Here is a 25,272-nt window from a genome sequence, read left to right as displayed (position 1 = left end):
CCGGCTCAGCGGTGCAGCTGGCCCTCGCGCTCGGGCTGGTAATCGAGGCCGAGGATCTTCAGGCGGGTGACTTCGCCGCCCGGCAGCGGCCAGTCAATGCTGTCGCCGACCTTGAGGCCCAGCAGGGCGGTGCCCACCGGTGCCAGCACCGAGATCTGGTCCGCCGCGCTGCCGAGCTCATGCGGATAGACCAGGGTCAGACGCGAGGGGTGGTGCTCATGCGTGCTCTCGAAGCTCACCGTGCTGCGCATGCTGACGCGGTCGGTCGGCAGGTCCTTGGGCTCGACCACGCGCGCCCGCTCCAGCTCGGCCGCCAGCGCTTCGCCGGCGGCGCGCTGGGCCAGCGGCAGGGCCGCGATCATGGCGTCGAGGCGGTCATAGTCGAGGCTGGAAACGATCAGCTCGGGGCGTGCGGACATGGGGGGCTCCTCAGGGATTCGGGTGCGCCACGCACGGCATTCGGCCGCCGACAGGCGCGCAAAAGCAGAACGGCCCGGCGCACCGCGGGGCGCGCCGGGCCGATCCGTCAAATTGTCGGGGGACCATAGCCCGCGCACGCGGCGCGGGCAAGTGCAGGCGTCTCAGTCGTCGCGGCCGCCGCTGTCATGGCCGCTGTCGCCGCCGAAGTCGCCGCCGCCCTCGCTGCCGCCGTAGGGATCATCGAAGCCGAAGCTGAGCTCGGGCCCGCGCTCCTCCTCGACGCCTTCGCGCTGCATGGCAGGGCCCTCGCTGTAGGTGACCGGGCCGCCGGGGCGCTTCTTCTTCGGGTCCGGCAGCAGGGCGCTCAACTGCTCCACCTCGGCCGCCATCACTTGGCGACGCTCCTCGGGCACCTGCTGCCAGTGGCAGCCGAGCAGCGCGCCCTCCAGCGAGTACAGCAGGTTCAGGCTGGGCTTGAAGCCGGCGCGCTTGACCTTCATGAAGGCGCCGACCGCGCCCGCCGCGACCAGGTCCTCGGGCGTGCGGATGCCGACCTGGCGCAGCCAGGCCGCGGACTTCGGTCCGACGTTGCGCAGACGATCGCCGCTCATGCCAGCGACTCCACGAAGACCTGGGCCAGGGCTTCGAGCCCCTGCACGTCCTCGGCATCGAAGCGCGCCAGCACCGGGCTGTCGATGTCGAGCACGCCGACCAGCTGATCGCCCTTGAACATCGGCACCACCACCTCGGAACGCGAGGCCGAGTCGCAGGGGATGTGGCCGGGGAAGGCCTCGACGTCGTCGACGCGCTGGGTGCGGCCGGTGGCGGCGGCGGTGCCGCAGACGCCGCGACCAAGCGCGATGCGCACGCAGGCGGGCTTGCCCTGGAAGGGCCCGACCACCAGCTCGCGGCCGTCGTAGAAGTAGAAGCCCAGCCAGTTCAGCTCGGGCAGCGCATGGAAGGCCAGCGCCGACAGGTTGGCGGCGTTGGCGACGCGGTCGTGCTCGCCGGCCAGCAGGGCCCGGGCCTGCTCGACCAGGGCGGCATACTGTTCCGGCTTTGAACCGGTCAGGGCAGCGGCTTCGAACATGCGGGGTCATCCTCCTCGGTCAGCGCAGCGCGCAAGTCTAGCAGCCACCGCCGCAGCGCTAGACTTGCGGCAGGAACGCTCACCCGGGAGTCCGCCATGCACTTCAGCTGCTTCGTCACCGGCACCGACACCGGCGCGGGCAAGACCCACGCCAGCTGCGCCCTGCTGCACGCGATCCGCCGGCTGGGGCGCTCGGCCATCGGCATGAAGCCGGTCGCCTCCGGCGCCCGCGAGAACCGCCACGGCTGGGTCAACCAGGACGCGCTCGACCTGCTCGGCGCCAGCAGCGGCCAGCCCGACTACGCGCTGGTGAACCCGGTCTGCCTGAAGGCGGCCACCGCGCCGGAGATCGCCTGCAGGCTTGAGCACGTCCAGTTCGGTCTGCCGCAGCTGGTTTCCGCCCACGAGGCCCTGCGCGGCCAGGCCGAGGACGTGGTGGTCGAGGGCGTCGGCGGCTGGTGCGCGCCGCTCAGCCACGAGCTGATGCAGGCCGATCTGGTGCGTGCGCTGGACCTGCCGGTGGTGCTGGTGGTCGGCCTGCGCCTGGGCTGCATCAACCACGCCCTGCTGACGCTGTCGGCCCTGCAGGCCGACGGCATGCGCGTCGCCGGCTGGATCTGCAACGTCATCGACCCCGAGCTGGAGTACGCCGAGCACTACTTCGAAGCCCTGCTGCGGCGGATCCCGGTGCCCTGCCTCGGTCGCCTCGCCTGGCAGGCGCCGGCCACGATCGCCGAGCTCGACCTCGGCCCGCTCGGGCGCATGGCCGGCGCAGCGTGAGCACCGGCGCCGAGCTGCATGCCGCCGGCGGCGCAGAGCTCACCGCGCTGATCAATGCAGCGCGCGCGGGCGACGCCGGTGCCGGTGAACGCGCACTGGCGCAGACCTATGCCCAGCTGCGCGCACTGGCCCGGCGCGTGCGCAGCGGCTCCGCGTCCGAGCTCAGCCCGACCGAACTGCTGCACGAGGCCTGGTTCAAGCTGTTCCCGCAGGGCAGCGCACCGGCGCTGGACAGCCGCGCGCATTTCCTCAATCTGGCGGCCCGCGCGATGCGCCAGGTGCTGGTCGATCTCGCCCGCGAGCGCCAGGCGCAGAAGCGCGGCGGCGACTGGATCGCGGTCACCCTGGGCACGGCCCTGCCGGCCGCCGACGCCCCCGACCTGCTGGCCATCGACCAGGCCCTGCAGAAGCTCGAGCGCCGCGACCCGAAGCTGGTGCGGATCGTCGAGGCCTACTTCTTCGCCGGCCTGAGCTTTGAAGAGACCGGCGGCGCGCTTGGCATCAGCGAACGCAGCGTGCGTCGCGGCTGGGACCTGGCGCGCGCCTTCCTGCTGGCCGAGCTGGACGAGGGCGCATGAGCGACGCGGGCAGCGATCCCGACTGGGCGACGCTGGCCGCCCTGTTCGAGCGTCTGGTCGAGCTGCCTGAGGACGCGCGCATGCAGGCGCTGCTCGAACTGCAGGACGAGCCCGAGCGCGAGCGCCTGCTGCCGCGGCTGCGCGCGCTGCTGGCGGCGCACGCGCGTGACGACGTGGACCTGTCCCAGGGCGGAGCCGCCGAACGCCTCACCCTGGTCGACGCAGGCGCCGATCCCGCCACGCTGAGCTCGACGCTGCACAGCGGCGATGCGCTCGGCCCCTGGACCCTGCTGCGGCCGCTGGGCGAAGGCGGCATGGGCGAGGTCTGGCTGGCCGAGCGGGAGATCGAGGGCCTGCGGCAGCGCGTGGCGCTGAAGCGCATCCGCGGCGGGCTGGGGCCCGAGCTGACCTCGCGCTTCCTGCGCGAGCGCCGCATCCTCGCCCGCCTCCAGCACCCGCACATCGCCGCCTTCATCGACGCCGGACTGGCCCCCGAAGGCGCGCCGTGGATGGCGATGGAGTTCGTCGAAGGCGAGCGCCTGCACGAGCACTGCGCGCGCCTCCAGCTTGACCCACGCGCCCGCGTCGGCCTGATCCTGCAGGTGCTGGACGCGCTCGACCACGCGCACCGCCAGCTCGTCGTGCATCGCGATCTCAAGCCCGGCAACGTGATGGTCGACGCCGAGGGGCGGGTCAAGCTGCTCGACTTCGGCATCGCGCGACTGCTCGACGACAGCGAAGTGGACGCCACGCTCACCCGCACGCGAACGCCGGCACCGCTGACACCGCGCTATGCCGCGCCCGAGCAGCTGGCCGGCGAGCCTGTCGGCATCGCCGCCGATCTCTACTCCGCCGGCCTGCTGCTGTTCGAGCTGCTGAGCGGGCGCTCGCCCTTCGGCGAGTCCGCGGGCTCGATGGCCGCGCGCGAGTCGCCGGATTCGCTCTGGCGCGCCTACACGCGCGCCGCCGGCGCCGCGCACTACAGGATCGGTGAGGGCGCGCTGCGGCGGCTGCTGCGCGGCGACCTGCAGCAGATCCTGCACCGCGCCCTGCAGCCGCAGCCGGCCGCGCGCTATCCCAGCGCCGCCGCCTTCGCCGAGGACCTGCGCGCCTGGCGCGAGCAGCGCCCGCTGCGCAGCCGCCCTACGCCTTGGCCGCAGCGCCTGGGCAAGTGGATGCGCCGACAGCCGCTGGCCAGCGCCAGCCTCGGCGTGGCCGCGCTGGCGATCGTGGCCGGCGTCGGCAGCAGCCTCTGGCAGGCCCAGCGCGCGGCCGAGCGCGCGGCACAGGCCGAGGCAGCGCGACAGTTTCTGGGCGAAGTGTTCAGCGCCGCAGATCCCCAGCTGCAGGGCGACAGCGCGCCCAGCCTGCAGGAACTGCTGGCGCGCGGCGCCGAGCGTCTGCGCGCCAATGCCGAGCTCGATCCGCGCTCGCGCCTGCTGTTGCTGCAGGACCTCGCCCGCGCGAGCCTCGGCTTGGATCAGCTCGATCAGGCGGCGAGTCTGCTGGCTGAAGCCGAAGCGCTGTCGGCAGGGCTCGCTCTGGAGCCGAACGAACAGCGCGCGCTCATGCTAGACCAGGCCGCGCTGGCGCTGGCGCGCGACGCCATCGATGCCGGCCTTGGTCGGCTGGCCGCGCTGCCGCTGCCCTCGCCCGCGCAGCCGCCCGACCCATCGGCCCTGCGTGAGCTGGGGCTGCGCGGCCAGCTGCTTCTGGCGGGCTCGAAGTCACAGGAGGCCATCGACCTGCTGGCACCCTATCTGCAGTCCGCGGAATGGCAGATGCCGGCAGCACGCGCCGAGCTGCTGGCGCTGACCGCCCGCGCGCAGATGCAGGCGGGTCGACCACGCGAGACCGTGGCCGCGGTCGAACAGGCGCTGGTGCAGCTCGACGCGCAGGCGCCGCTGGGCCTGCGCCTGCAGCTCTACGAAACCGAGGTCGAGGCCCTGCGCGGGCTGCTGCAGACTCCGCGCGCGCTGGCCCGACAGCGCGAGGTCATCGCGCTGGTCGAAGCGCGTCTCGGGCCCGAGCACGCGCGCAGCCAGTGGGCGCGGATGATGCTGTGCGGGCTGCTGATCGGCGAGGGCGCGCTGGCCGCGGCCGATGCCGAGTACCGCGCGCTGTGGCAGGCGCTAGGCCCTCTGGACGGCCGCGACTCGCTGCGCGGAGAGGCCCTGTTCGGCTGGGGCATGGTCAGCTTCCGCCGCGGCGAGTTCGCGCTGGCGCGGCAGCGCTTCGGCGACGCGCGCGCCCTGTTCGAGCGCGCCTTCGGCGCCGATTCGCACAAGACCCGCAACGCGCTGGAGGCCGAGGCCATGGCGCGCGTCGAAGTCGGCGAGGTCGAAGGCGGGCTCGATACGCTGCGTGCGCTGGTCGCGCAGAGCCGCGCGCTCGACGATCGCACGCGGCTGTCGGCCCAGCTCAATTCGCTGGCGATGGGCCTGCTGGCGGCGCAGCGCGCTGAAGCTGCCCTGCCCTTGATCGACGAGAGCCTCGCGCTTGCGGCCGAGCTCGGCCAGATAACGGCGTGGACGCGGGTGATCCAGGCGCGCGCCCTGCGTCTCGCCGGGCAGCCGGAGCGCGCGCTGGCGGTCGCCGAGGTGGTGGCCGCCGAATACCGCGACAGCATTTCGCCCAATGGCGGCCCGCGCCGCGCCGAAGCGGAGCGTGAGCTGGCGCTGTCCCTGCTCGCTGCACCGGGGGCGGATCGAGGGCGTGCGATCGCACTGCTGCGCAGCGTGTTCGAGCAGCGGCTCGCAAGCCTCGGCGAAGACAGCCCGCTGACCCGCGCCAGCGTCGACGAACTGGCCAGCGCGGCGGAGCCCACCCGTAGGCTGGGCAAGGGACACCCATAGGGTGGGTCCTGGCCCACCATGGCAATGACTCTTTCCGTGACGGCTCCTAAGCTTGGCACCGAAGCGAGCGTCCAGCGCATGGTGGGCCAGGGCCCACCCTATGTCGGCGGCTTCGGTGGCGTGGCGAGAGCACATCGATCCACGACCGCTCCCGTCCCGACAGAACCGCGCCGGATCCGTCGCGCGTTCTGCGTATCCCCCGGCAGACACCCACGGAGCCTGCCGATGTTCATCCGACTCAGCCCACTGTTTCGATCCGCCTTCGCCCTGCTGGCGCTGGCCGCCCTGCCCGCTGCTGCCCAGGTCAGCCTTGACGCCAGCTTCTCCGGCGACGGCCGGCGGACCGTGTCCTTCGACCTCGACAGTGCGGCCGCGGACCGCGCGCGCCGGATCTTTCCCAGCATGGGCGGCTACCTCCTCATCGGCCAGGCCAGCAACAGCCCGGGCCTGACGCTTGCGCTGACGCGGCTGAACCTGTCCGGCGAGCTCGACACGAGCTTCGGGATCAACGGCAAGCGCAGCTACGCCGTGAACACGCCGGAAATCATCGATGCCGTGCAGGACAGCCAGGGGCGGGTGATCTTTGCGGGCAATACGGCGGTCTCGGGCGGCAGCGATGTGCTCCTCGGCCGCGTGCTTCCCAACGGTGAGGTCGACCCCAGCTTCGGCTTCCTCGGCCTCGCCCGCATCGATCTGAACACCGAAGACGACCTGCTCGCACTGGCGGTCGGCCCGCAGGACCAGGTGCTGGCCCTGCTGCGCTCGCGCCCGGGCCCGGAGTTCGGCTGGGGCACGCATGTCGCGGCCATGGATGCCAGCGCGCAGAACCTGGGCTTCGTGTTCCTCGGCGCGTCCCCCCGGCTGGAAGCCGGCGCGGCGGCGTGGTCGAACGGGCGCAATGCCCTGCTGGTCGGTGTGCCTGTCTCCGGCCAGCAGAACTGCCTCCTCGGCGTCTACAGCGTCAGCCTTGGGCAAGGCCCGGGCGGCCTCACTCTTGACTCGGACCCGCTGGGCAGCGCCTCCCTGACCGGCACGACAAACGGCTGCACGCAGGTCAGCGTGACGGCCATCGCGCCGATCCCCGGCAGCGGTGGCGCGCTGCTCGCGGCGCATCGGGTGAACCCGAACGGCCCCGCCGGCAACGAGCGTCAGGTCGGCCTGCTGATGCGCCTCGCGAGCAGTGGCGCCCTGGACTTCCTGCGCACCGAATTCCCGCCATTTCCCACCGACGACCTGCGCTTCCGCGCGGTCGCCGCGGACGCCCAGGGCCGCCTGCTGGTGGCCGGGGACATCACCAACACCTCAGGCCCGACCAGCCGCTTCGGTCTGTTCCGCTACCTCGCCAGCGGCTCGCCGGACAGCGGCTTCAATGCCGGCAGTGCGTTCACCAGCACCAGCTTCAACGCGTCCAACGGCCTCGACTCAGCGCTGGCAAGCGTGCGTGACCTGCGCGTGATCGGCCCGCGCATCCTGCTCGCCGGCCGCAGCCGCTGGACCGGAAGTACAGACGACGACTTCGCGGTCGCCGCCTTCACCACGCCGGATGCCCCGCTGTTCAGCAACGGCTTCGAGCCCTGACGGCACCGAGCACGCATGTCGACGGCAACCGCATAGGGTGGGCCCTGGCCCACCGTGAGCGCGATGCCCCGCTGTTCAGCAACTGCTTCGAGCCCTGACGGCGCCAAGCACGCATGACGACGGCAACCGCATAGGGTGGGCCCTGGCCCACCGTGAGCAAGACACTCGCCGCGCCCATCGCATCCGCACGACGCGTCCCGCCCCGCTTCGTCTCGCGTCGATCCGGTTGGCGACCTGACGGCCCGGGTCCAGCGCGCTCCAGGACCGCCGGCCAGCGTCGGACGGAAAGGCATGCACCAGACAAGACCGAAGCTCATGGTGGGCCAGGGCCCACCCGATCGCGGCGCGATGCGAGGACCGCGCGGCTTGATGCGACAAGGCCGAATTCTTCAGCCTTGGCTCAAGCGCGCTCACCCCGCGGCGGATGCTGGCGCCAGTGCTCGGCCAGCAGCACGGCTACCGCGTTGGCGATGTTGAGACTCTCGACGCGGCCACTGCCGGGAATCGACACGGCGCGTTCGCAGTGCTCGACCAGACGCTTCTGCATGCCCTCGCCCTCCGCACCCAGCACGATCACCGCGCGCTGCGGCAGCGGCTGGGCGTAGAGGTCGGGCGCGCCGGCGGGCAGGGTCGCGACGCTGACGAAACCGGCTTCGGCGAAGCGTTCGAGTGCGGCGAACTCCGCGTTCGCGCCCTGCCCCGGCAGACGCACCAGGGGCACATGCTCGGCCCCGCCCTCGGCGACGCGCGCGGCGGCAGCGGAGAGCCCGAGCGTCGACTGCGGCGGCAGCAGCACGGCCTGGGCACCGAAGTGCGCGGCCGAGCGCAGCACGGCGCCGAGGTTGTGCGGATTACCGACGCCGTCGAGCCACAGCAGGCGCACCGGGCCACGGTGCGGCAGCGCCGCCAGCAGGCCGTCGAGGTCCAGCTCGGGCTGCGGCTGCATCAGCAGGCACACGCCCTCGTGGTGGCTGCTGCCGCTGATGCGCTCGAGCTCTTCGTCCTCGACCACGCGGTAGCCGAGACGCTTGGCCACGCAGAAGGCCAGCAGCTCGCGCAGCACACCGATGCGCGACTCGCTGAGATAGACCTTGCGCAAGGCCTCGGGCCGCGCGGCGAAGGCGGCACGCGCGGCGTTCAGGCCGCAGATCTTCTGCTCGGGCCCGCGTGGCGCGAAGCCCGCAGGGCCGGGCTCGGCGCCCGTGCCTGCATCGCGATCGGGCCGCCGCTGCGAGCCGCCCACTGCAGGCGCCCGCGCTGGCCCCTGCGCTTCGGCGCCGTGCTCGGCGCGCGGAGGTCGCCCGCTGTTGGCGCGATCGCGCCCGCCACCCGGTTTCGTTTCGCCAGCGCGCGCAGCACCTCCGCCCTGCCAGGGACCACGCGTACCGGAGCGCAAATCGCCGCTGCCGCCCTCACGCGGCTGCCAGCCCTGCCGCCCCTCCACCTTGGGCGCATCGGGCCACGCGCGCTCGCGCGGTTTATCGCGCGCCGCAGAGGACGCTGTTCCCGTCTTGGGCTCGGAGGCATCCGGACGTGTGCCTGGCTGGCGGGCTCCGCGGTCCGCGTCGCCCGGTGCACGCGCGCCCGGGCCGCGCTTCGGCGCGCCCCAGGGCGACCGCTTGCCGCCATCCCCCCCCTCACCACCCTGGCGGCTCATGCGTGCCCACCCACAGGTGCGACCTGCTCATCCATTTCATCCAGCTTGCGGCCCAGCGCTTCCGGCGAGCGGGTGAACGGCGCCAGCAGGGCGTAGAAGGCCGGCACCACGAACAGCGAGAGCAGGGTCGAGAAGGCGACGCCGAAGATCACCACCACACCGATGGTGGCGCGGCTGGCCGAGCCCGGGCCGCCGGCAACGACCAGCGGCACCGCGCCGGCGATGGTCGCGATCGAGGTCATCAGGATCGGACGCAGGCGCACCGAGGACGCCTCGATGATCGCGTCGAGCACGGCCGCGCCGTCGTCGCGCAGCTGGTTGGCGAACTCGACGATCAGGATGCCGTTCTTCGCCGCGAGCCCAACCAGCATGACGATGCCGATCTGGCTGAACAGGTTCAGCGTTCCGCCGGTGACCCAGAGCCCGCCCAGCGCACCGAGCACCGCCAGCGGCACGGTGAACATGATCACCAGCGGGTGGATGAAGCTCTCGAACTGGGCGGCCAACACCAGATAGACCACCAGCAGGGCCATGGCGAAAGTCGCGAGCGCGCTGCCGCTGGCCTTGACGAATTCGCGCGAACCGCCCTTGTAGTCGATCTGCGCGTACTCGGGCAGCTCCTCGCGGGCGGTCTGCTCGACCCACTGGATGGCTTCGCCCAGGGTGTAGCCCTCGGCGAGGTTGGCGGAGATGGTGATCGCACGCAGGCGGTTGAAGCGGTTGAAGCTGCCGGGCTCGGCCAGCTCCGACAGCGTTACCAGATTTGCCAGCGGGATCAGCTCGCGGGTGCGCTCGGAGCGCACATAGACGCCGGTCAGGTCGGTGGGGCTGGCGCGCGAGGCTTCCTCGGCCTGCAGCACCACGTCGTACTCTTCGCCGTCCTCGACATAGGTCGTCACCCGCCGCGAGCCCATCAGGGTCTCAAGCGTGCGACCGATCTCCTGCACCGACACGCCGAGGTCTGCCGCGCGGCTGCGGTCGATGTCGATGCGCATCTGCGGGCGGGTCTCCTGGTAGTCGGAGTCGGCGCCGAAGATGCCGGGGTTCTGCTCGATCCGCGCCAGCATGCGGTCGCGCCACTCGGCCAGCTCGCCGTAGGTCGGGCCGCCCAGCACCACCTGCAGGGGCTGGCCGCGGCCGCCGCCCAGGCCACCGCCGCGGCCCTGGGCAAAGGCGCGCACGCCGGGAATGCTGGCGAGCTCGGCGCGGAAGGCGTCGATCACCTCGCCGGTGCTCATCTCGCGCTCGGCCCAGTCTTTCAGGATCACGATGGCGAAGCCGGTGTGCATCTCCTCGCTGGCGCCGAAGCCGCCGGGGACGCGGGTGTTCATCCGCTGCACCGGGCCCTCGGTGACCAAGGGCATCAGCTTGTTCTCGATCTGCTGCACCTGGCTGACGGTGTAGTCGTAGCCGGCGCCTTCGGGCCCCTGGATGGTCACGAAGAAGCTGCCGCGGTCTTCGTCGGGCGCGAGTTCGCTCGGCACGGTGTTGAACAGCAGGTAGGCGCCTCCGCCGACCAGGGCGAAGGTCAGCACGAGGCCGGTCCACAGGGTCCCGGTGCGCAGGTGGACCATGCCGGAGATGATGCGGGCGTAGCCGGCGCTCAGCCGCGCGATGAAGTTGAGGAAGGCCTGGTTGACCCGATTGTGCTTCTCGTTCGGGCGGACCAGCTTGGAACACATCATCGGCGTCAGCGTCAGCGCCACAAAGGCCGAGATCGCCACCGCGCCGGACAGCGCCACCGCCAGTTCGCGGAACAATCGTCCCGCGTTCGACTGCATGAAGCCGACAGGCAGGAACACCGCCACCAGCACCGCGGTGGTGGCGATCACCGCAAAGGCCACTTGGGCGGTGCCGCGCTTGGCCGCGAGCAGCGGCGGCTCGCCAAGATCGGCGCGGCGCTGCACGTTCTCCAGCACGATGATGGCGTCGTCGACCACGAGGCCAATGCACAGCACCAGGGCCAGCAGGGTCAGCAGGTTGATCGAGAAGCCGAACAGGCTGAGTGCCGTGAATGCGGCGATCAGGCAGACCGGCACCGTGACCGCCGGGATCAGCGCGGCCCGCGCCGAGCCGAGGAACAGATAGATCACGATCAGCACCAGGGCCATGGCCTCGGCGAGGGTCCAGTAGACCCGGTCCAGCGCGGAGTCGATGAAGATCGTGGTGTCGAAGGCGACGATCAGGCTCATGCCTTCGGGCAGGGTGCCCTGGATGCGCTCGACCTCGGCGCGCACCGCAGTCGCCACATCCAGGCTGTTCGAGGTCGAGGTCTTGACGATGCCGAGGCCCAGGTTGGGCTGGCCATTGCCGCGGAAGTAGGCGCGGCGCTCGGCCGAGGCGCGCTCGACCCGGGCGACATCGCCGAGGCGCACCACGTAGCCGTCCTCACCCTTGGCCAGCGACAGCCGGGCGAAGTCGTCGGCCTCGCGGTAGCTGCGGTTGACGCGCAGGGTGAAGTCGCGGGTCTGCGACTGCAGGCGGCCCGCCGGCAGCTCGATGTTCTCGCGACGCAGGGCGCTCTCGACATCGTTGACGGTGAGCCCGCGCGCGGCGAGGGCCTGGCGATCCAGCCACACGCGCATGGCATAGCGCTGCTGGCCACCGACGCGCACGGCGGCGACGCCGTCCAGCGCGGACAGGCGATCGGTGATGTAGCGGTTGGCGTAGTCGGTCAGCTCCAGGGTGTCGAGCCGGTCCGAGTTCATGTTCAGCCAGATGATCGGCTGCGCATCGGCCTCGACCTTGGCCACCTGCGGCGCGTCGGCCTCGTCGGGCAGGCGGTCGATCACCCGGCTGATGGCGTCGCGCACATCGTTGGTCGCGGCCTCGATGTCGCGGCCCAGGCCGAACTCGATGGTGACGTTGCTGGCGCCGTTGCGGCTGCGCGAATCGACCGACTCGATGCCCTCGATGCCGCTGACCGCGTCTTCGAGGATCTGGGTGACGCGGGTTTCGACCACCGCCGCCGAGGCGCCGGTGTAGACGACCTCGACCGAGACGATCGGCGGATCGATGTCGGGCAGCTCGCGCACGGTCAGCGTGGTGTAGGCCATCAGGCCGAGCACCACCAGCAGCAGGTTCATGACGGTCGCAAGGACCGGTCGCTTGATCGAGATATCGGACAGGACCATGGGGCGCTCCTTCAGCCGGCCTGCGGTGCGGCATCAGCCGCAGGCGCTTCGACGATACGCGCGCCCGGCCGCAGCTTGACCGTGCCCTCGACAACGATGCGTGTGCCCGGGCTCAGGCCTTCGACGATTTCGACCTCGCCCGCGCGGCGCGCACCTGCACGCACGTCGACGCGCTGCACGGCATCGCCCTCGCCCACTGCGTAGACGAAGCTCTGGCTGCCGATCTGCAGCAGGGCGAGCTCCGGAATCACCACCGCCTCGCGCACCGGCTTTTCGACCCGCACGGTCATCAGCATGCCGGGGCGGATCAGGCCCTCGGCGTTCTCGAAATCGGCGCGCACGGTCACCGCGCGGGTCACCGGGTCAACCCGGGAGCCGACCGTGGCGACGGTGCCGGTGAAATCACGATCGGGATAGGCGGCGCTGCGCGCGCGCACGGTCTGGCCCTGGGCGATCACCGACAGGAAGGTCTCCGGCACCGAGAAGTCGAGCTTGATCACCGAGGTGTCATCAAGGGTGGCGATGGCCGTACCCGGCGTGACCAGGGTGCCGGGGCTGACCTGGCGGAAGCCCAGCACGCCATCGAAGGGCGCCGTGATGACGCGATCGGCGAGTCGTGCGCGGATGGTCTCGACGCGCGCACGGGCGGCGTCGCGGGTGGCGACCTGGGTGTCCAGCTGGCTGCGCGGTACGGTGCCGTTTTCAACCAGCCCAACCAGACGCTCGTACTGCTGGCGGGCCTCCTTGAAGGTGGCCTGTGCTTCCTCAAGATTGGCCACTTCGGCGCGGCCCGAGAGGTCGACCAGGATGTCGCCGGCGCTGACCCGGTCGCCGTCCTCGAACTTCACCGCGTCGACGGTCTCTGTGACCTTGGCGGTGATCACCAGCGACTCGCGCGCCTGCGCCGTGCCCAGGGCCTCGATCACGTCGACCCAAGGCTGGGTCTGCACAGTGGTGGTGGTAACCACCGCGGGTGGCGGCCCGCCGGCGGCGCCGCTCGGTGCGTCGCTGCCGCAGGCGCTGAGCAGACCGAGCGCGGCCAGACTGACCAGCGCGTGCAGGCCCAGACGTTTGCGCGGGGGTCGGCGTTCGAGCGCGGACGTGGATTCGTTCGACATCGGGAAACCTTGGAGGAGGGGGGAGAGTTCGGTGGCAGGGTCGCGGCGGCGCATCACGAGGGTCAGCGCGCAGGACACTGACGGTGCGCGTCCGGGGCCGGCGAGTTTGCACGTTCGTGAAGTGTGGTCCGTGCCCGAGCGGACAGCCTGTGCCTTAAGTCCGTGCGCCGACTGGAATTTCGTGGTGCCGCGGTGAAGGAACGCGGGTCGGTTCACATTCCGTCGCGGCATATCGAAGGTTCGGATCCGCGTTTCTGTGCGCGCCCCTCGATTGCGACAGTGGCCGCCCGATCCGCCGCTGCCGGTGCACCGCATGCCCGCCCTCCCCGCCCTGCCCGATCTGAGCGCCCTGCCGCTGCCGGCCGCGACCGCGGTGGCACCGATCGCGCGCGCCCTGGATGGCCTCGATCCGGCCAGCCTGTGGTGGCTGTCCGGCTACGCCGCAGGCCTGGCCCGCGGTGGGCATGCGGCCGCCGCCGCAGCGCCGCAGGCGGAATCCATCGCCCTGCCGCGCCTGACCGTGCTCTACGGCAGCCAGACCGGCAACGCCAAGCGCGCCGCCGAAGGCCTTGTCACTGCAGCCGAGGCCGCCGGGTTTGCCGTGCGCCTGATCCGCGCCGACGCCTATCCCACCCGCGAGCTCAAGGACGAGCGCCTGCTGTGGGTGGTGATCAGCACCCAGGGCGAGGGCGAACCGCCGGAGGATTCGCTCGGCTTCGTCGAGTTCCTGCTTGGACGGCGGGCGCCCAAGCTGCCCGAGCTGAAGTACGCCGTGCTGGGCCTCGGCGACAGCAGCTATCCCAAATTCTGCGAGACCGGCCGGCAGATCGATGCGCGTCTGGCCGAGCTGGGCGCGCAGCGCCTGCAGCCGCTGGGCGAGGCCGATGTCGACATCGATGCGGTCGCCGCGCCATGGCGTGCGCGCGCCGTCGAGTCGTTGAAGGCGCTGGCGGCCGAGCTTGCGCCCGCGGCGCCGGCTGCACACTCGGCCGCGGTCATCCCGCTGCGCCCGGCGATTGCCGCGGCCCTGCATTCGCGCGAGCAGCCCTTCGCCGCCGAGCTGATCGAACAGGTGCGCCTGACCGGCCGCGGCAGCCAGCGCGACGTCCGCCATCTGGAACTCAGCCTGGCCGGCTCCGGCCTGCACTACGCACCGGGCGACGCGCTCGGTGTGTGGGCGCCGAATCCGACTGCGCTCGTCGAAGCCGTGCTGGAGTTGACCCGGCTCGATGGCGATGCCGCGCTCACGCTCGACGGAGTCGAGCGCCCGCTGCGGGTCTGGCTGGCCGAGCATCGCGAACTCACGCGGCTGGCCAAGCCCCTGCTGGTGGCGCTGGGCGCGGTGTCCGGGCATCGCGAGCTGCACAGCCTGCTCGATCCCGCCGAAGCCGCCTCGCTGTCGGCTCTGCTGTCCAGCCACCAGCTGATCGACGTGCTGCGCGAGTGGCCGGGCGACTGGACGGCCGAGGCCTTCGTGCGCGCCCTGCGGCCGATGGCGCCGCGTCTGTATTCGATCGCGTCGAGCCCGCTGGCCTATGCCGACGAGGTGCATCTCACCGTGGATGTGGTCGGCGCCGAGGACGAAGATCCGCTGCGACTGGGTCTCGCCTCCCACCATCTGGCCCAGCTGGAGCCCGGTGCGCGCGCCCGCGTCTTCATCGAGGAGAACCCGCGCTTCCGCCTGCCGGCTGATCCTGCCCGCGACCTGATCATGCTCGGCGCCGGCACCGGCATCGCGCCCTACCGCGCCTTCGTGCAGCAGCGCGTGGCCGAAGGCGCCAGCGGCCGGCACTGGCTGCTGTTCGGTGCACGCACGCTGCGCGACGACTTCCTGTACCAGACCGAGTGGCAGGAGCACCTGCGCCGCGGCGAACTGCAGCACATCGACCTCGCCTTCTCGCGCGATGCCAAGCCCCGCGTCTACGTGCAGCAGCGCCTGCGCGAGCAGGCCGCGCGCCTGTTCGAGTGGCTGGACGGCGGCGCGCATTTCTACGTCTGCGGCAGCCTCGCCCTGGGCCGCGATGTCCATCAGACCCTGCTCGACCTGTTCACCCAGCGACTCGGCAGCGCCGAAGCGGCGGCCGAGTCCCTGCAGCAGCTGCAGCAGTCCGGGCGCTACGCCCGCGACGTCTACTGAGAGCGGAACGTGATGCCCCGCCCCAACCAGCGACCTTCGCCCGACTCGAAGGACTCGTCATCCCCGCGCAGAGCCTGTCCTCGCGAAGGCGGGGACGGGGATCCAGGCCCCGGCGCGATCGGTTGGCCCCCACCGGTCGACGGGTGGTCCGAGCCGGCGGGTGGGCTCAACTGGGCCCCCGCCTTCGCGGGGGCGACGAGTGAAGCGGCTGCGGCGGCTGGTCCGGATTCGTACCGTTTCGCCTAGTTCGAACGTATTCCATTCCCCCGGGATTCCGCACCATGGCCAGCCATTCCGTCGAAGACATCAAGCGCAGCAGCCGACTCCTGCGCGGCACCATCGAGGACAGCCTCGCCGACGCCGTGACTGGCGCCTTGAGGGACAGCGACCAGGTGGTCCTGAAGTACCACGGCAGCTACCAGCAGGACGACCGCGACATCCGCGAGGAGCGCCGGCGCGCCAAGCTCGAACCCGCGCACAGCTTCATGATCCGCACGCGCACGCCGGGCGGCGTCATCACGCCGGAGCAGTGGCTGAAGCTCGACGCCATCGCCACCACCTATGCCGAGCGCGGCCTGCGCATCACCACCCGCCAGGCCTTCCAGTTCCACGGGGTGATCAAGCGCGATCTGAAACCCACGATGCAGGCGATCAACGCCGCGCTGATCGACACCCTGGCGGCCTGCGGCGACGTCAACCGCAATGTCGCGGTGGCCGCCAACCCGCTGCTGTCGGCGCTGCACGACACGGTCTACCGTCAGGCCGCAGCGCTGTCGGAGCACCTGCTGCCCAACACCCGCGCCTACTACGAGATCTGGCTGGACGAGGAGCGCGTCGCCGGCGACGAGGGCGAGCCCATCTACGGGGCGACCTATCTGCCGCGCAAGTTCAAGATCGGCTTCGCGATTCCGCCGTACAACGATGTCGATGTGTTCAGCCAGGACCTCGGCTTCATCGCCGTGGTCGAGAGCGGCGAACTCGCGGGCTACAACCTCACCGTCGGCGGCGGCATGGGCAGCACCCATGGCGACGCCGAAACCTACCCACGCCTCGCCGACGTCCTCGGGTTCATTTCTCCCCACGACGTGATCCCCGTCGGCGAGGCCGTGGTTACGGCGCAGCGCGATTTCGGCAACCGCGCCACCCGCAAGCGCGCGCGTCTGAAGTACACGATCGACGAGCACGGGCTCGACTTCTTCCGCAGCGAGGTCGAGCGTCGCTCAGGCGTGACGCTGCAGCCGCCGCGCGCCTTCGAGTTCGTCCACAGCGGCGACCGCTTCGGCTGGGTCGAGGCCGACAACGGCCGCTGGCATCTGACCCTGCGCATCCGCGCCGGGCGCATCCAGGACAGCGCGGATCACCTGCATCTCACCGGCCTGCGCGAAGTCGCCAAGGTCCATCGCGGCCACTTCCGCATGACCCCCAACCAGAACCTGGTGATCGCCGACATCGCGCCCGAGCGCCGCGCCGGCATCGACGCCCTGCTGCGCCGCTACGGCCTGCTCGATGCACTCGAAACCAGCCCGCTCAAGCGCGAGGCGCTCGCCTGCGTGGCCCTGCCGACCTGCGGTCTGGCGATGGCCGAGGCCGAGCGCTATCTCGACGAAGCGCTGAACAAGGTGCAGGCCCTGCTGGATCGGCACGGCATTGGCGGACAGTCAATCCTGCTGCGCATTTCCGGCTGCCCCAACGGTTGCTCGCGGCCGTACCTGGGCGAGATCGCGCTCGTCGGCAAGGCCCCCGGCCGCTACAACCTGATGCTGGGCGCGGACCACCGTGGCCAGCGCCTGAATCGTCTGTACCGCGAGAACATCACCGAGGCCGAGATCCTCGCCGAGCTCGACCCGCTGATCGCGCGCTACGCCGCCGAACGCGCCGAGGGCGAACATTTCGGCGACTTCCTGCTGCGCGTCGACCTGCTGCCGCCGGAACCCCTGCGGGTGCGAAAGGTGCTGGCGGCATGAGCGCGCAGTCCATCCATTTCGAAGCCACGCCAGCGGATCTGGATGCGCTGGTCGCCGCGGCCGCCGACGACGACGGCGCCGCGCTGGACCGTCTGAACCAGTGGCTGGAAGGCCTCGATGCCGACGCGCGCATCCGCTTCGCACTGGAGCACCTGCCCGGCAACCGGGCGCTGTCCTCGAGCTTCGGCGCACAGGCAGCGGTCAGCCTGCACCTGCTGAATCAGCATGTGCCCGGGCTGCCGGTGGTGGTCGTCGATACCGGCTATCTGTTCGCCGAGACCTACCAGTTCATCGACACGCTGACCGAGCGCCTCGGCCTCAACCTGCACATCGTCCGCAGCGCGCGCTCGCCGGCCTGGATCGAAGCCCGCCACGGCCGCCTGTGGGAGCAAGGCCTGGACGGCATCGAACGCTACAACCGCATCCACAAGGTCGAGCCGATGCAGCGCGCCCTGCGCGAGCTGGGCGTCGGCACCTGGTTTGCCGGCCTGCGCCGCAGCCAGTCGCAGAGCCGCAGCAGCACGCCCGTGCTGCAGCGTCGCGAAGGCCGCTTCAAGCTGCACCCGATCGTCGACTGGAGCGACCGCGACGTCGGTCGCTACCTCGCCCAGCACGGCCTGCCGTACCACCCGCTGTGGGAACAAGGCTACATCTCGATCGGCGACACCCACACCACCCGCCCCCTGCTCGACGGCATGCGCGAGGAGGACACGCGGTTTTTCGGACTGAAGCGGGAGTGTGGGTTGCATGAGTGAGAGCCGGGATTGGGGATTCGGGATTCGGGATTCGCAGAGCGCTCCGAGCCGCTCGCTTGAGCCAGCGGTCGAAGCCGCGCTTCGCTCCCCTCTCCCGCCGGGAGAGGGGTCGGGGGAGAGGGGCCGGGCGGAGCACCTGCTTGCGCCTCGCGACAGCCATGCTCTAGAGAATCCCTACCCGGCCCTCGCGCACAGCGCTCGGGCGTTCGCCGACGCACGCGGCATGCCGCGTGGGCGCGTCGCCTCACCCCCAATCCCCAATCCCGGCTCTCAAGGCGTGAAGGGCAGTGCGGAGCGCGCACCCCACAGCAGGCCCGAACCCGCTCTACAAATCCCGAATCCCGAATCCCGAATCCCGGGCGGCCCATCCGAGCTCGACAACGCAAGCGCGGGTGCCACTGCACCTCTTTACCCCCTCTTCCTCAACCTCAAGGGCCGCCAGGTCCTCGTCGTCGGCGGCGGCGAAGTTGCGGCGCGCAAGGTTCTGCCCCTGATCGAATGCGGCGCGATCGTCCGCGTCGGCGCGCCCCAACTCAACGAAGCGCTGCAGAAGCTCAAGGCCGAGGGCCGCATCACCCACCTCGAAGGCGAGTTCCAGGCGCACTGGCTGGACGAGGTCTTCCTCGCCATCGCCGCCACCGACGAGGTCGAAGTCAACCGCGCCGTCGCCGAGGAAGGTGCTGCGCGCAGGCTCTGGGTCAACGTCGTCGACGACACCGAGCTGACCCGCGTGCAGGTGCCGGCCGTGGTGCGCCGCGGCCCGCTGACCGTCGCCATCAGCAGCGGCGGTGCCGCACCAGTACTCGCCCGACAGCTGCGCGAGAAGATCGAACAGTCGGTGGACGAGAGCTTCGGCCAACTGGCCGAGCTGTTGCGCATCCACCGTGCCCGCCTCCGCGCCCGCTTCCCGCACGTGCCCAGCCGTCGCAAGTTCATGGAATCCCTGTGGCCGGGCGAGGTCGGCGAGCTGCTGCGCGCCGCGCGTTTCGACGACGCCCGCGCGCGGCTCGTCGAACTGATCGAAGCCGGCGAACCCGAAGGCTCCCGCGAAGGCTTCGTCAGCCTGGTCGGCGCCGGCCCCGGCGACCCCGGCCTGCTCACGCTCAAGGGCCAGCGCCGCCTGCAGGAGGCCGACGTGATCCTGCACGACCGCCTGGTCAGCCGCGCCGTGCTCGAACTCGCGCGCCGCGACGCCCAGTTCATTGAGGTCGCCAAGGAAGCCGGCACCCACCACACCACGCAGGAAGGCATCCACGCCCTGCTGCTCGAACACGCGCGCCAAGGCAAGCGCGTGGTGCGCCTGAAAGGCGGCGACCCCTTCATCTTCGGCCGCGGCGGCGAAGAGCTCGAACACCTGCGCGCGCACGGCATCGCCTACGAGGTCGTGCCCGGCATCACCGCCGCACTCGCCTGCGCGGCGCACGCCGGCATCCCGCTCACCCACCGCGACCACGCCCAATCCGTCCGCTTCGTCACCGCCCACTGCCGCAACTCGATCGACGCGCTCGACTGGCGCGCGCTGGCGCAGGAGAAGCAGACCCTGGCCGTCTACATGGGCGTCAGCGGCCTCGACACCCTGCGCGAACGGCTGCTGGCTCACGGCCGCAGCGGCCACACGCCGGCCGCGCTGATCGAGAACGGCAGTCGCGCGGAACAGCGGGTGATCCACTGCGATCTGACCAGCCTGCCGGAGACGGCCAAACGCGAGGCGGTGAAGTCACCGGCGCTGCTGATCCTCGGCGAGGTGGCAGCGCTGGGGCGGACGCTGGCGTGGTTTGGGGCGGATGCGCGGACCGTCGCCCAGAGCCGACCCTGCGTGACGCAGGCAAGCGTGCCGCTGCGGATCGACATGCGGGCGTGAGCTTGGTAGTCAGCGCTCCCGCGCGACGCACAGCGAAGGGCCGCTTCGGCTAATCGCAGCGGGGCTGCGCCCCAGGAACCCGCTCGTCGGTGCCGAGCGTCGACCAGTGCCGATGCAAGGGGTTCTCTTCCCAGCCCATGACGTCCCGCTCGTAGCGCCGAAGGGTCGCTTCGTCCACCAGAGTCGGCAAGGGCACACGCAGCAGGGCGTCGCTGGTGCGCAAGGCGTGGCTGAGCCGGATATCCACCGGTGCTTCAGAGCTTCCTTGCTCAAACACCACCAGTCGTCTCGGCGAAGGGATGCCCAGCGCCTGCAGGTCTGCCCGCTGGCCTTTGTCCAGCTCGAACAGATAGGGAGAGTAGCGATTGTCGCGATGACAGCGCCGGAGGAAGTCCAGCCATGCCTGCTGCTCGGCGCTCAGCTGCAGATCCATCCACTCGGCATTCGAGCTTCGACGGTGATCCGTGGCGAGCGACACCGAGGTCATCCCGACGAGCATCCAGAAAGCGAAAAGCACCCAGAGCATCCGCTTCATGCAACTAGACCTTGCGCTGGTGGAGCAGGAGGATCAGAAGCCAGCCGAGCAAAAGCAGGCCAGGCATCAGGATCAGTGTTTCGATGAGCCAGTAGTAGCCGAACAGCAGTGGCGAGCCCTGACAGCTCCCGCAGTCCATGCCGCCATTCTTCACCACGAAGCCGACCCGCAGCAGCCATTTCACAGCCAGGGGCACCAACGCCAGAGTCACCAGAACCATTGCGGGTTTCAACGCACGCAAACTCTCCAACAGAGCGAAGGCGCCGAGCAGTCCGATCGTCGCCAGCGCGAGGGACGCAGCACCAGGTTCTTTCGATCTAGACAAGGCCAGAGAGTACGGCAGCGCGCTCACTACGATGATCCAGATCGCGAAGAGCAGACGCGCCAACCAAAGTGACGCCGGAACGTAGGGTTTCATGGATGAATGCTGCGGCCGAACTGGAAAGGCGGGGTCACCCGCTAAGCGGTGTGACAAGGCAGAAGCGTCAACGACGATTGAGGCAATTCGCGGGCGAGGCATGACGTTTCGCAGCGAGGTGACAGTTTTGTCGACGGCCTAATGGGCGCAGGTCCAGTGCTCAGGTGCCCAGGTGCCCAGGTGCTCACGACGCCCCCGCGACCGATGCGCCGGGCCTTGTCGGGTACAGCGAGATCCCGCCCTTGTGCCGGAGCAGGTCGCGTGTGCGGCCGCGCGATTGCCGAAGCTTTCGATCCGTGAAGACCGGAACCCCTTCGCTCGGCATCCTGTCTGGTCACCCGCAAGCCCCTTCCGGTAACGTACCCGCGCCCCGGAGGAACCCCTTGGAACACACTGCCGCCATCACCGCCCTGCTGCACGCCTGGCGCACCGGTGCTGCCGATGCGGCGCCGCGCTTGAATGCGCACATCTACGATCGGCTGAAGCAGATGGCGCGGCAGCGCTTCCAGGGCGCCGACGTGGTGCTGAGCCCGACCGTGCTGGTGCATGAAGCCGTGGCGCAGATGCTGGGCGCGGAGGTCGACTGGGATTCGCGGGCGCACTTCTTCGCGCTCGCCGCGCTGCAGATGCGCACCGTGCTGGTCGACCATGCGCGCCGCGCCGCCTCGGCCAAGCGCGGCGGCGATGCGGTGGCGGTGACGCTCGACCCCGAGCGCGCGGCGACCGACGACGGTGTGGGCGTGCTCGAAGTCCACGAGGCGCTGGAGCGGCTGGCCGGTGAAGACACGCGCGCCGCGCGTGCGCTGGAACTGACGTATTTCGGCGGACTGGATGCGCGTCAGGTCGGCGGAGTGCTGGGCGTGTCGGTGGCCACGGTCGAGCGCGACCTCAAGTTCGGCCGCGCCTGGCTGCGCGAGGCGATGTCGTGAGCACACCGGGTGCGCTGCGCGCGCTGTTCGAGCGCGTGCAGGGGCTCGGGCCGGCGCAGCGCGAAGCGCTGTATCGCGCTGAAGGCGTCGACGCAGCGCTTGCCGCGCGGGCGGAGGCACTGCTGTGCGCCGCCACCGCGGCCGATTCAAGTCAAGTCGCGCACAAGGACGCGATCGCCGAACGCGTGCGCGGCGCTGCCGCAGCGGCGCTGCGCGGCGCCCTGCCCGAGCGTATCGGCCCCTGGCGGATCCTCGATCTGGTCGGTGAAGGCGGCATGGGCGTGGTGCTGCTTGGCGAACGCGACGACGGTGAGTACGACCGGCGCGTCGCGCTGAAGCTGGTGCGCGGCTATGTGTCGGAGCGCGTGCGCGAGCGTTTCCGCCGCGAGCGCCAGCTGCTGGCTGCGCTGGAGCATCCGCACATCGCCGGGCTGATCGACGGCGGCACCACCGAGGCCGGCGAACCCTGGCTGGCGATGCCCTTCATCGAAGGCCTGCAGCTGCGCGAGTGGCTGCGCGGCGAGCATCCTCCGGCGTTGCGCGAACGGCTGATGCTGTTCGCCACCCTCTGCCGCGCGGTGCATCACGCGCACCAGCGGCTGGTCGTGCACCGCGACCTGAAGCCGTCCAACGTGATGGTGCGCGCCGACGGCGGCCCGGTGCTGCTCGACTTCGGCATCGCCAAGCTGATCGACGACACCGAGGGCGGCGAAACCCAGACCCGCGCGATGACGCCGCGCTACGCCAGCCCGGAGCAGCTGCTGGGCCTGCCGGTCACCACGGCCACCGACGTCTATGGGCTCGGCCTGCTGCTGTACGAGATGCTGGCCGGCGAGGTGCCGGAGCGCGGCGAAGGCGCGCGTGCGGCCAGCACCGAGCTGCCGGCGGCCTCAGCGGCCGCACTGTCGAGCTCCGCCGGGCCGTGGCGCGCCGAAGCGCCGCGTCTGCGCGGCGATCTGGACCGCATCGTCCACCGCGCCGTGCGCACCGATCCCGCCGCCCGCTACCCTTCGGCGCTGGCGCTGGCCGAGGACGTCGAAGCCTTTCTCGAAGGTCGACCGGTACAAGCCGCCGGCCGCCATCGGCTCTACCTGCTGCGCCGCTTCATCGGCCGCCACCGGCTGGGCGTGGCCGCGGCGACCATCGCCGTGTTCGCCGTGGGCAGTGTGTCGCTGCAGTGGAAGCAGGAGCGCGACCGCGCGCTGGAAGCCGAGGCAGCCGCGCACCGCGAAGCTGCCGCCGCGCAGGGCGTGACCGCGTTTCTCGAGGGCCTGTTCAGCGAGCTCGACCCCGGCGTGCATGGTGGCCGCGAGCTTTCGGCGCGGGCGCTGCTGGCGCTGGGACGCGAGCGCATTCCGCCTGCCGCGACTGCCGGCGTTGAGCTGCGCGCGCGGCTGCAGGCCAGCATCGGGCGCATCTACGCGAACGCTGGCGAGACCGACGCCGCGATCGCCCTGCTCAGCGAGGCCGACCCGGTGCTCCAGCGCAGCGCGGATGCGCCGACGCGCATGGCCGCACGCAAGTCCCTGGCCAACGCGCTGAACGTCGCGGGGCGCCATGCCGAAGCCAATCCGCTGGCGGTGACGCTGGCCGCCGACGCCCTGGCGCAGACTCCGCCCGATCGGATGATGGCCGCCCATGCGGGCACCGAGATCGGTATCTCGGCCGAACAGCTCGGCCGCCGCGACGAGGCCATGGCCGCCTTCGCGCGCTCGGAAGCGCTGTTCGCCGCCGAAGGTGCGCAAGGCGAACTGGGCGCGATGCTGCACAACCGCGCCTGGCTGCTGGAGCGCTCCGGCGACTACGCCGCGGCGCTGGCAGGGTACGAGGAAGCAGCGGCACGCAAGATCGCCGTCTACGGCCCCGAGCACCCGCAGGTCGAACCCAGCCAGTACGGCCGCGCCAAGATGCTCTCGCTGCTTGGGCGCTATCGCGAGGCCGCCGACCTGATGCTTGAGACCCTGCCGATCGTCGAGAAGGTCAGCGGCCCACGCTCGGCGCCGATGAGCTTCACCCTGTCGATGCTCGGCTCGATCCACCTCGATCTCGGCGAATTCGCGCAGGCCGAAGCCTTCTACCGGCGCGGACTTGAGGTCGATCGCGCGATGGCCGGCGGCGAAGCCTCGTCCGATGTCGCTCACGCGCTGAACAGCCTCGCCGCCCTGCTTGAAGAACGCGGCGACATGGAGGCCGCCGAAGCGCTGTACCGCGAGTCACTGGCCCTGCGCCGCGAACTGAACCCACCGCGCCATGCCCGCATCGCGGGGCCGCTGCAGAACCTCGCGCGGCTCAAGCTTGAGACCGATCGCCTGGACGAGGCGGCTGAACTCTGCGCGGAAGCGCAGGGCATCCGCCGGCAGGCGCTTGGCGACGCACATCCGCAGAGCCTCGCGGCGCAGCTTCTGTGCGCCAGCATCGATGCACGCGCTGGCCGCGTCGTCGAAGCGGCCGCTGCGATCGGCAGCGTGCAGACCGCGCTGGCCGCCCTCGATGAAGTGCCCGTGCCGCAGCGGCTCGCCCTGCTGCAGGCGCAGGCCGTACTCGCGCAAGCCCAGGGGGACGGCAGCGCCCATCGGCGGCTGCGGGGCGAGGCGCTGGCGCTGGTTGAATCCCTGCATCCGGCAGCGCATCCACGCAGGGCTCGCGCCCAGCTGGCCTTGGCCGAAGCGGACGCCGCAGCTGACGACATCGCGAGCGCTCGCGCCAGGCTTGCCGAGGCAGAGCCGGCGCTGCGCGCCGCCCTGCATCCGCGCAGCCCCACCTTGGCGAAGCTCGACGCCCTGTCGGAACGACTTGCCTCCCGGGCCGCCAACGCAGGCTAGCTCTGCACGCTCGCCATCCCGGAGCACGGGAAATCCGGCGCCCGCGGTGGCGCCAGCAGTTCGTCGCAGGCCTTCTGCAGGACAGGTTCTCACCGCTCTCTGTTGCAGCGCATGGTGACAGTCCCACAGGAGGGTGGTATCACGCCTCTGCCGAAAGCTGATAGCGCTATCAATTAGAGCGCTTTTGTTTGAGCTGGCGATGGTAGCGCTCCCATCCAGTGTGGCAGCGGGGTCGCGAGGCCCCTGCTGGGTTCACCGGCGGCCTGCGCCCGCGCTCAAGGGTTTCCGGCCAGGGCCTGCCAAGTGAAACGTTCGCGCCGGGGGCGGGAGCGAGAGGGCTTTGAGTGTCACCGAAGTGGAGCGCGTGGAAGCCCGCTGATGGCGACCCGGCCGGGACAAGAAGCCGGGCGCTCGAAGAAGGTTCTGTCGCGTAGAGATCAGGCTGCCTGGAGGTGGCCTGAGCGTTCGAGGAGGTCGGGCCGCCGTAGGCGACCCGAGGGGGAGCCCCGGTTGCAAGACGGGGGCAACGCAGCGTTCTCTAGCCCAATGGGGAGTGACAAGAAATGATGATCTGCAGTCGGCAACACCTGTCGGCAGCCCGCCGTAGCGCATGGACTCGAGCTGGTCAGTGCCTGCCCGCT

At 70.9% G+C, this 25,272-nt stretch carries 18 protein-coding genes; 10 read left to right on the top strand and 8 right to left on the bottom strand.

Translation table 11 applies throughout. The annotated features are described in order from the left end of the window. Window positions 1–5: 5 nt before the first annotated feature. The 3 genes from rnk to Q0654_RS16985 form a co-directional block, all read right to left on the bottom strand. Window positions 6–419 carry a nucleoside diphosphate kinase regulator gene (gene rnk / locus Q0654_RS16995; RefSeq protein ID WP_298856074.1) on the bottom strand — a complete coding sequence of 138 codons (414 nt, stop codon included), beginning with the start codon at window positions 417–419 and terminating at the stop codon, window positions 6–8. Between the two features lie 162 nt (window positions 420–581). Then, a complete protein-coding gene (locus Q0654_RS16990; RefSeq protein WP_298856072.1) occupies window positions 582–1,031 on the bottom strand; it encodes a TfoX/Sxy family protein in 450 nt (149 codons plus the stop codon). Continuing rightward, window positions 1,028–1,510 (bottom strand): GAF domain-containing protein, encoded by a 483-nt coding sequence (locus Q0654_RS16985; RefSeq protein ID WP_298856069.1) that lies wholly within the window; start codon window positions 1,508–1,510, stop codon window positions 1,028–1,030. Before Q0654_RS16985 ends, Q0654_RS16990 begins: the two co-directional genes overlap by 4 nt. Window positions 1,511–1,606: 96 nt before the next feature. Here Q0654_RS16985 and bioD point away from each other — a divergent pair, with 96 nt between their 5' ends. The 4 genes from bioD (at window position 1,607) to Q0654_RS16965 (ending at window position 7,301) form a co-directional block, all read left to right on the top strand. Next, a complete protein-coding gene (gene bioD, locus Q0654_RS16980) occupies window positions 1,607–2,290 on the top strand; it encodes a dethiobiotin synthase (protein WP_298856067.1) in 684 nt (227 codons plus the stop codon). Further along, window positions 2,287–2,868, top strand: a complete 582-nt coding sequence (locus Q0654_RS16975; RefSeq protein ID WP_298856065.1) for an ECF-type sigma factor — start codon at window positions 2,287–2,289, stop codon at window positions 2,866–2,868. The genes bioD and Q0654_RS16975 overlap by 4 nt, the downstream gene beginning before the upstream one ends. Next, window positions 2,865–5,723: a serine/threonine-protein kinase gene (locus Q0654_RS16970; protein ID WP_298856063.1), complete on the top strand. Its 2,859-nt coding sequence runs from the start codon at window positions 2,865–2,867 to the stop codon at window positions 5,721–5,723. Before Q0654_RS16975 ends, Q0654_RS16970 begins: the two co-directional genes overlap by 4 nt. Window positions 5,724–5,948: 225 nt before the next feature. Next, window positions 5,949–7,301, top strand: coding sequence for a hypothetical protein (locus Q0654_RS16965; RefSeq protein WP_298856061.1), 1,353 nt, complete (start codon window positions 5,949–5,951; stop codon window positions 7,299–7,301). A 400-nt stretch (window positions 7,302–7,701) separates the two neighbouring features. On the opposite strand, the gene Q0654_RS16960 is transcribed toward Q0654_RS16965, so the two are convergent. From Q0654_RS16960 to Q0654_RS16950, 3 genes are all read right to left on the bottom strand, one after another. After that, a complete protein-coding gene (locus tag Q0654_RS16960) occupies window positions 7,702–8,544 on the bottom strand; it encodes a TrmH family RNA methyltransferase (RefSeq protein WP_298856059.1) in 843 nt (280 codons plus the stop codon). Between the two features lie 410 nt (window positions 8,545–8,954). Further along, entirely contained in the window at window positions 8,955–12,092 is a 3,138-nt protein-coding gene (locus Q0654_RS16955; protein ID WP_298856057.1) for an efflux RND transporter permease subunit, read from the bottom strand. Between the two features lie 11 nt (window positions 12,093–12,103). Further along, on the bottom strand, window positions 12,104–13,210 hold the full coding sequence (locus Q0654_RS16950) for an efflux RND transporter periplasmic adaptor subunit (RefSeq protein ID WP_298856055.1): 1,107 nt from the start codon (window positions 13,208–13,210) through the stop codon (window positions 12,104–12,106). A 313-nt stretch (window positions 13,211–13,523) separates the two neighbouring features. Between Q0654_RS16950 and Q0654_RS16945 the strand changes: the two genes are divergently transcribed. The 4 genes from Q0654_RS16945 to cysG all read left to right on the top strand — a co-directional run bounded on the left by Q0654_RS16945 (window position 13,524) and on the right by cysG (window position 19,927). Then, window positions 13,524–15,347, top strand: a complete 1,824-nt coding sequence (locus Q0654_RS16945; RefSeq protein ID WP_298856053.1) for an assimilatory sulfite reductase (NADPH) flavoprotein subunit — start codon at window positions 13,524–13,526, stop codon at window positions 15,345–15,347. 281 nt (window positions 15,348–15,628) lie between these two features. Beyond that, the gene (gene cysI, locus Q0654_RS16940; RefSeq protein WP_298856051.1) at window positions 15,629–17,311 is read left to right on the top strand and encodes an assimilatory sulfite reductase (NADPH) hemoprotein subunit; all 1,683 of its coding nucleotides are present in this window, start codon (window positions 15,629–15,631) and stop codon (window positions 17,309–17,311) included. Then, window positions 17,308–18,066 (top strand): phosphoadenylyl-sulfate reductase, encoded by a 759-nt coding sequence (locus Q0654_RS16935; protein ID WP_298856049.1) that lies wholly within the window; start codon window positions 17,308–17,310, stop codon window positions 18,064–18,066. Before cysI ends, Q0654_RS16935 begins: the two co-directional genes overlap by 4 nt. Before the next feature lie 352 nt (window positions 18,067–18,418). After that, window positions 18,419–19,927, top strand: coding sequence for a siroheme synthase CysG (cysG, locus tag Q0654_RS16930; protein WP_298856119.1), 1,509 nt, complete (start codon window positions 18,419–18,421; stop codon window positions 19,925–19,927). A gap of 49 nt (window positions 19,928–19,976) precedes the next feature. Here the strand turns inward: cysG and Q0654_RS16925 are convergent, their stop codons facing one another. Then, window positions 19,977–20,462, bottom strand: coding sequence for a hypothetical protein (locus tag Q0654_RS16925; RefSeq protein WP_298856047.1), 486 nt, complete (start codon window positions 20,460–20,462; stop codon window positions 19,977–19,979). Between the two features lie 4 nt (window positions 20,463–20,466). Further along, window positions 20,467–20,880 (bottom strand): hypothetical protein, encoded by a 414-nt coding sequence (locus Q0654_RS16920; protein WP_298856045.1) that lies wholly within the window; start codon window positions 20,878–20,880, stop codon window positions 20,467–20,469. 383 nt (window positions 20,881–21,263) lie between these two features. Here Q0654_RS16920 and Q0654_RS16915 point away from each other — a divergent pair, with 383 nt between their 5' ends. Both Q0654_RS16915 and Q0654_RS16910 read left to right on the top strand, forming a co-directional pair. Further along, complete coding sequence (locus tag Q0654_RS16915; RefSeq protein ID WP_298856043.1) at window positions 21,264–21,809, top strand: ECF-type sigma factor; 546 nt, start codon at window positions 21,264–21,266, stop codon at window positions 21,807–21,809. After that, window positions 21,806–24,631, top strand: coding sequence for a serine/threonine-protein kinase (locus Q0654_RS16910; protein WP_298856041.1), 2,826 nt, complete (start codon window positions 21,806–21,808; stop codon window positions 24,629–24,631). The genes Q0654_RS16915 and Q0654_RS16910 overlap by 4 nt, the downstream gene beginning before the upstream one ends. Window positions 24,632–25,272: the final 641 nt, after the last annotated feature.

This window comes from uncultured Aquimonas sp. (genome assembly GCF_937888285.1).
GTDB lineage: Bacteria > Pseudomonadota > Gammaproteobacteria > Xanthomonadales > Xanthomonadaceae > Aquimonas.
This window is presented reverse-complemented; position numbering and strand designations above follow the sequence as displayed.

Bases quoted from the DNA above. Each gene is read 5' to 3' on its own strand.
- rnk (WP_298856074.1), bottom strand. From the start codon at position 419: ATGTCCGCACGCCCCGAGCTGATCGTTTCCAGCCTCGACTATGACCGC.
- Q0654_RS16990 (WP_298856072.1), bottom strand. From the start codon at position 1,031: ATGAGCGGCGATCGTCTGCGCAACGTCGGACCGAAGTCCGCGGCCTGG.
- Q0654_RS16985 (WP_298856069.1), bottom strand. From the start codon at position 1,510: ATGTTCGAAGCCGCTGCCCTGACCGGTTCAAAGCCGGAACAGTATGCC.
- bioD (WP_298856067.1), top strand. From the start codon at position 1,607: ATGCACTTCAGCTGCTTCGTCACCGGCACCGACACCGGCGCGGGCAAG.
- Q0654_RS16970 (WP_298856063.1), top strand. From the start codon at position 2,865: ATGAGCGACGCGGGCAGCGATCCCGACTGGGCGACGCTGGCCGCCCTG.
- Q0654_RS16965 (WP_298856061.1), top strand. From the start codon at position 5,949: ATGTTCATCCGACTCAGCCCACTGTTTCGATCCGCCTTCGCCCTGCTG.
- Q0654_RS16955 (WP_298856057.1), bottom strand. From the start codon at position 12,092: ATGGTCCTGTCCGATATCTCGATCAAGCGACCGGTCCTTGCGACCGTC.
- Q0654_RS16950 (WP_298856055.1), bottom strand. From the start codon at position 13,210: ATGTCGAACGAATCCACGTCCGCGCTCGAACGCCGACCCCCGCGCAAA.
- Q0654_RS16945 (WP_298856053.1), top strand. From the start codon at position 13,524: ATGCCCGCCCTCCCCGCCCTGCCCGATCTGAGCGCCCTGCCGCTGCCG.
- cysI (WP_298856051.1), top strand. From the start codon at position 15,629: ATGGCCAGCCATTCCGTCGAAGACATCAAGCGCAGCAGCCGACTCCTG.
- Q0654_RS16935 (WP_298856049.1), top strand. From the start codon at position 17,308: ATGAGCGCGCAGTCCATCCATTTCGAAGCCACGCCAGCGGATCTGGAT.
- Q0654_RS16925 (WP_298856047.1), bottom strand. From the start codon at position 20,462: ATGAAGCGGATGCTCTGGGTGCTTTTCGCTTTCTGGATGCTCGTCGGG.
- Q0654_RS16920 (WP_298856045.1), bottom strand. From the start codon at position 20,880: ATGAAACCCTACGTTCCGGCGTCACTTTGGTTGGCGCGTCTGCTCTTC.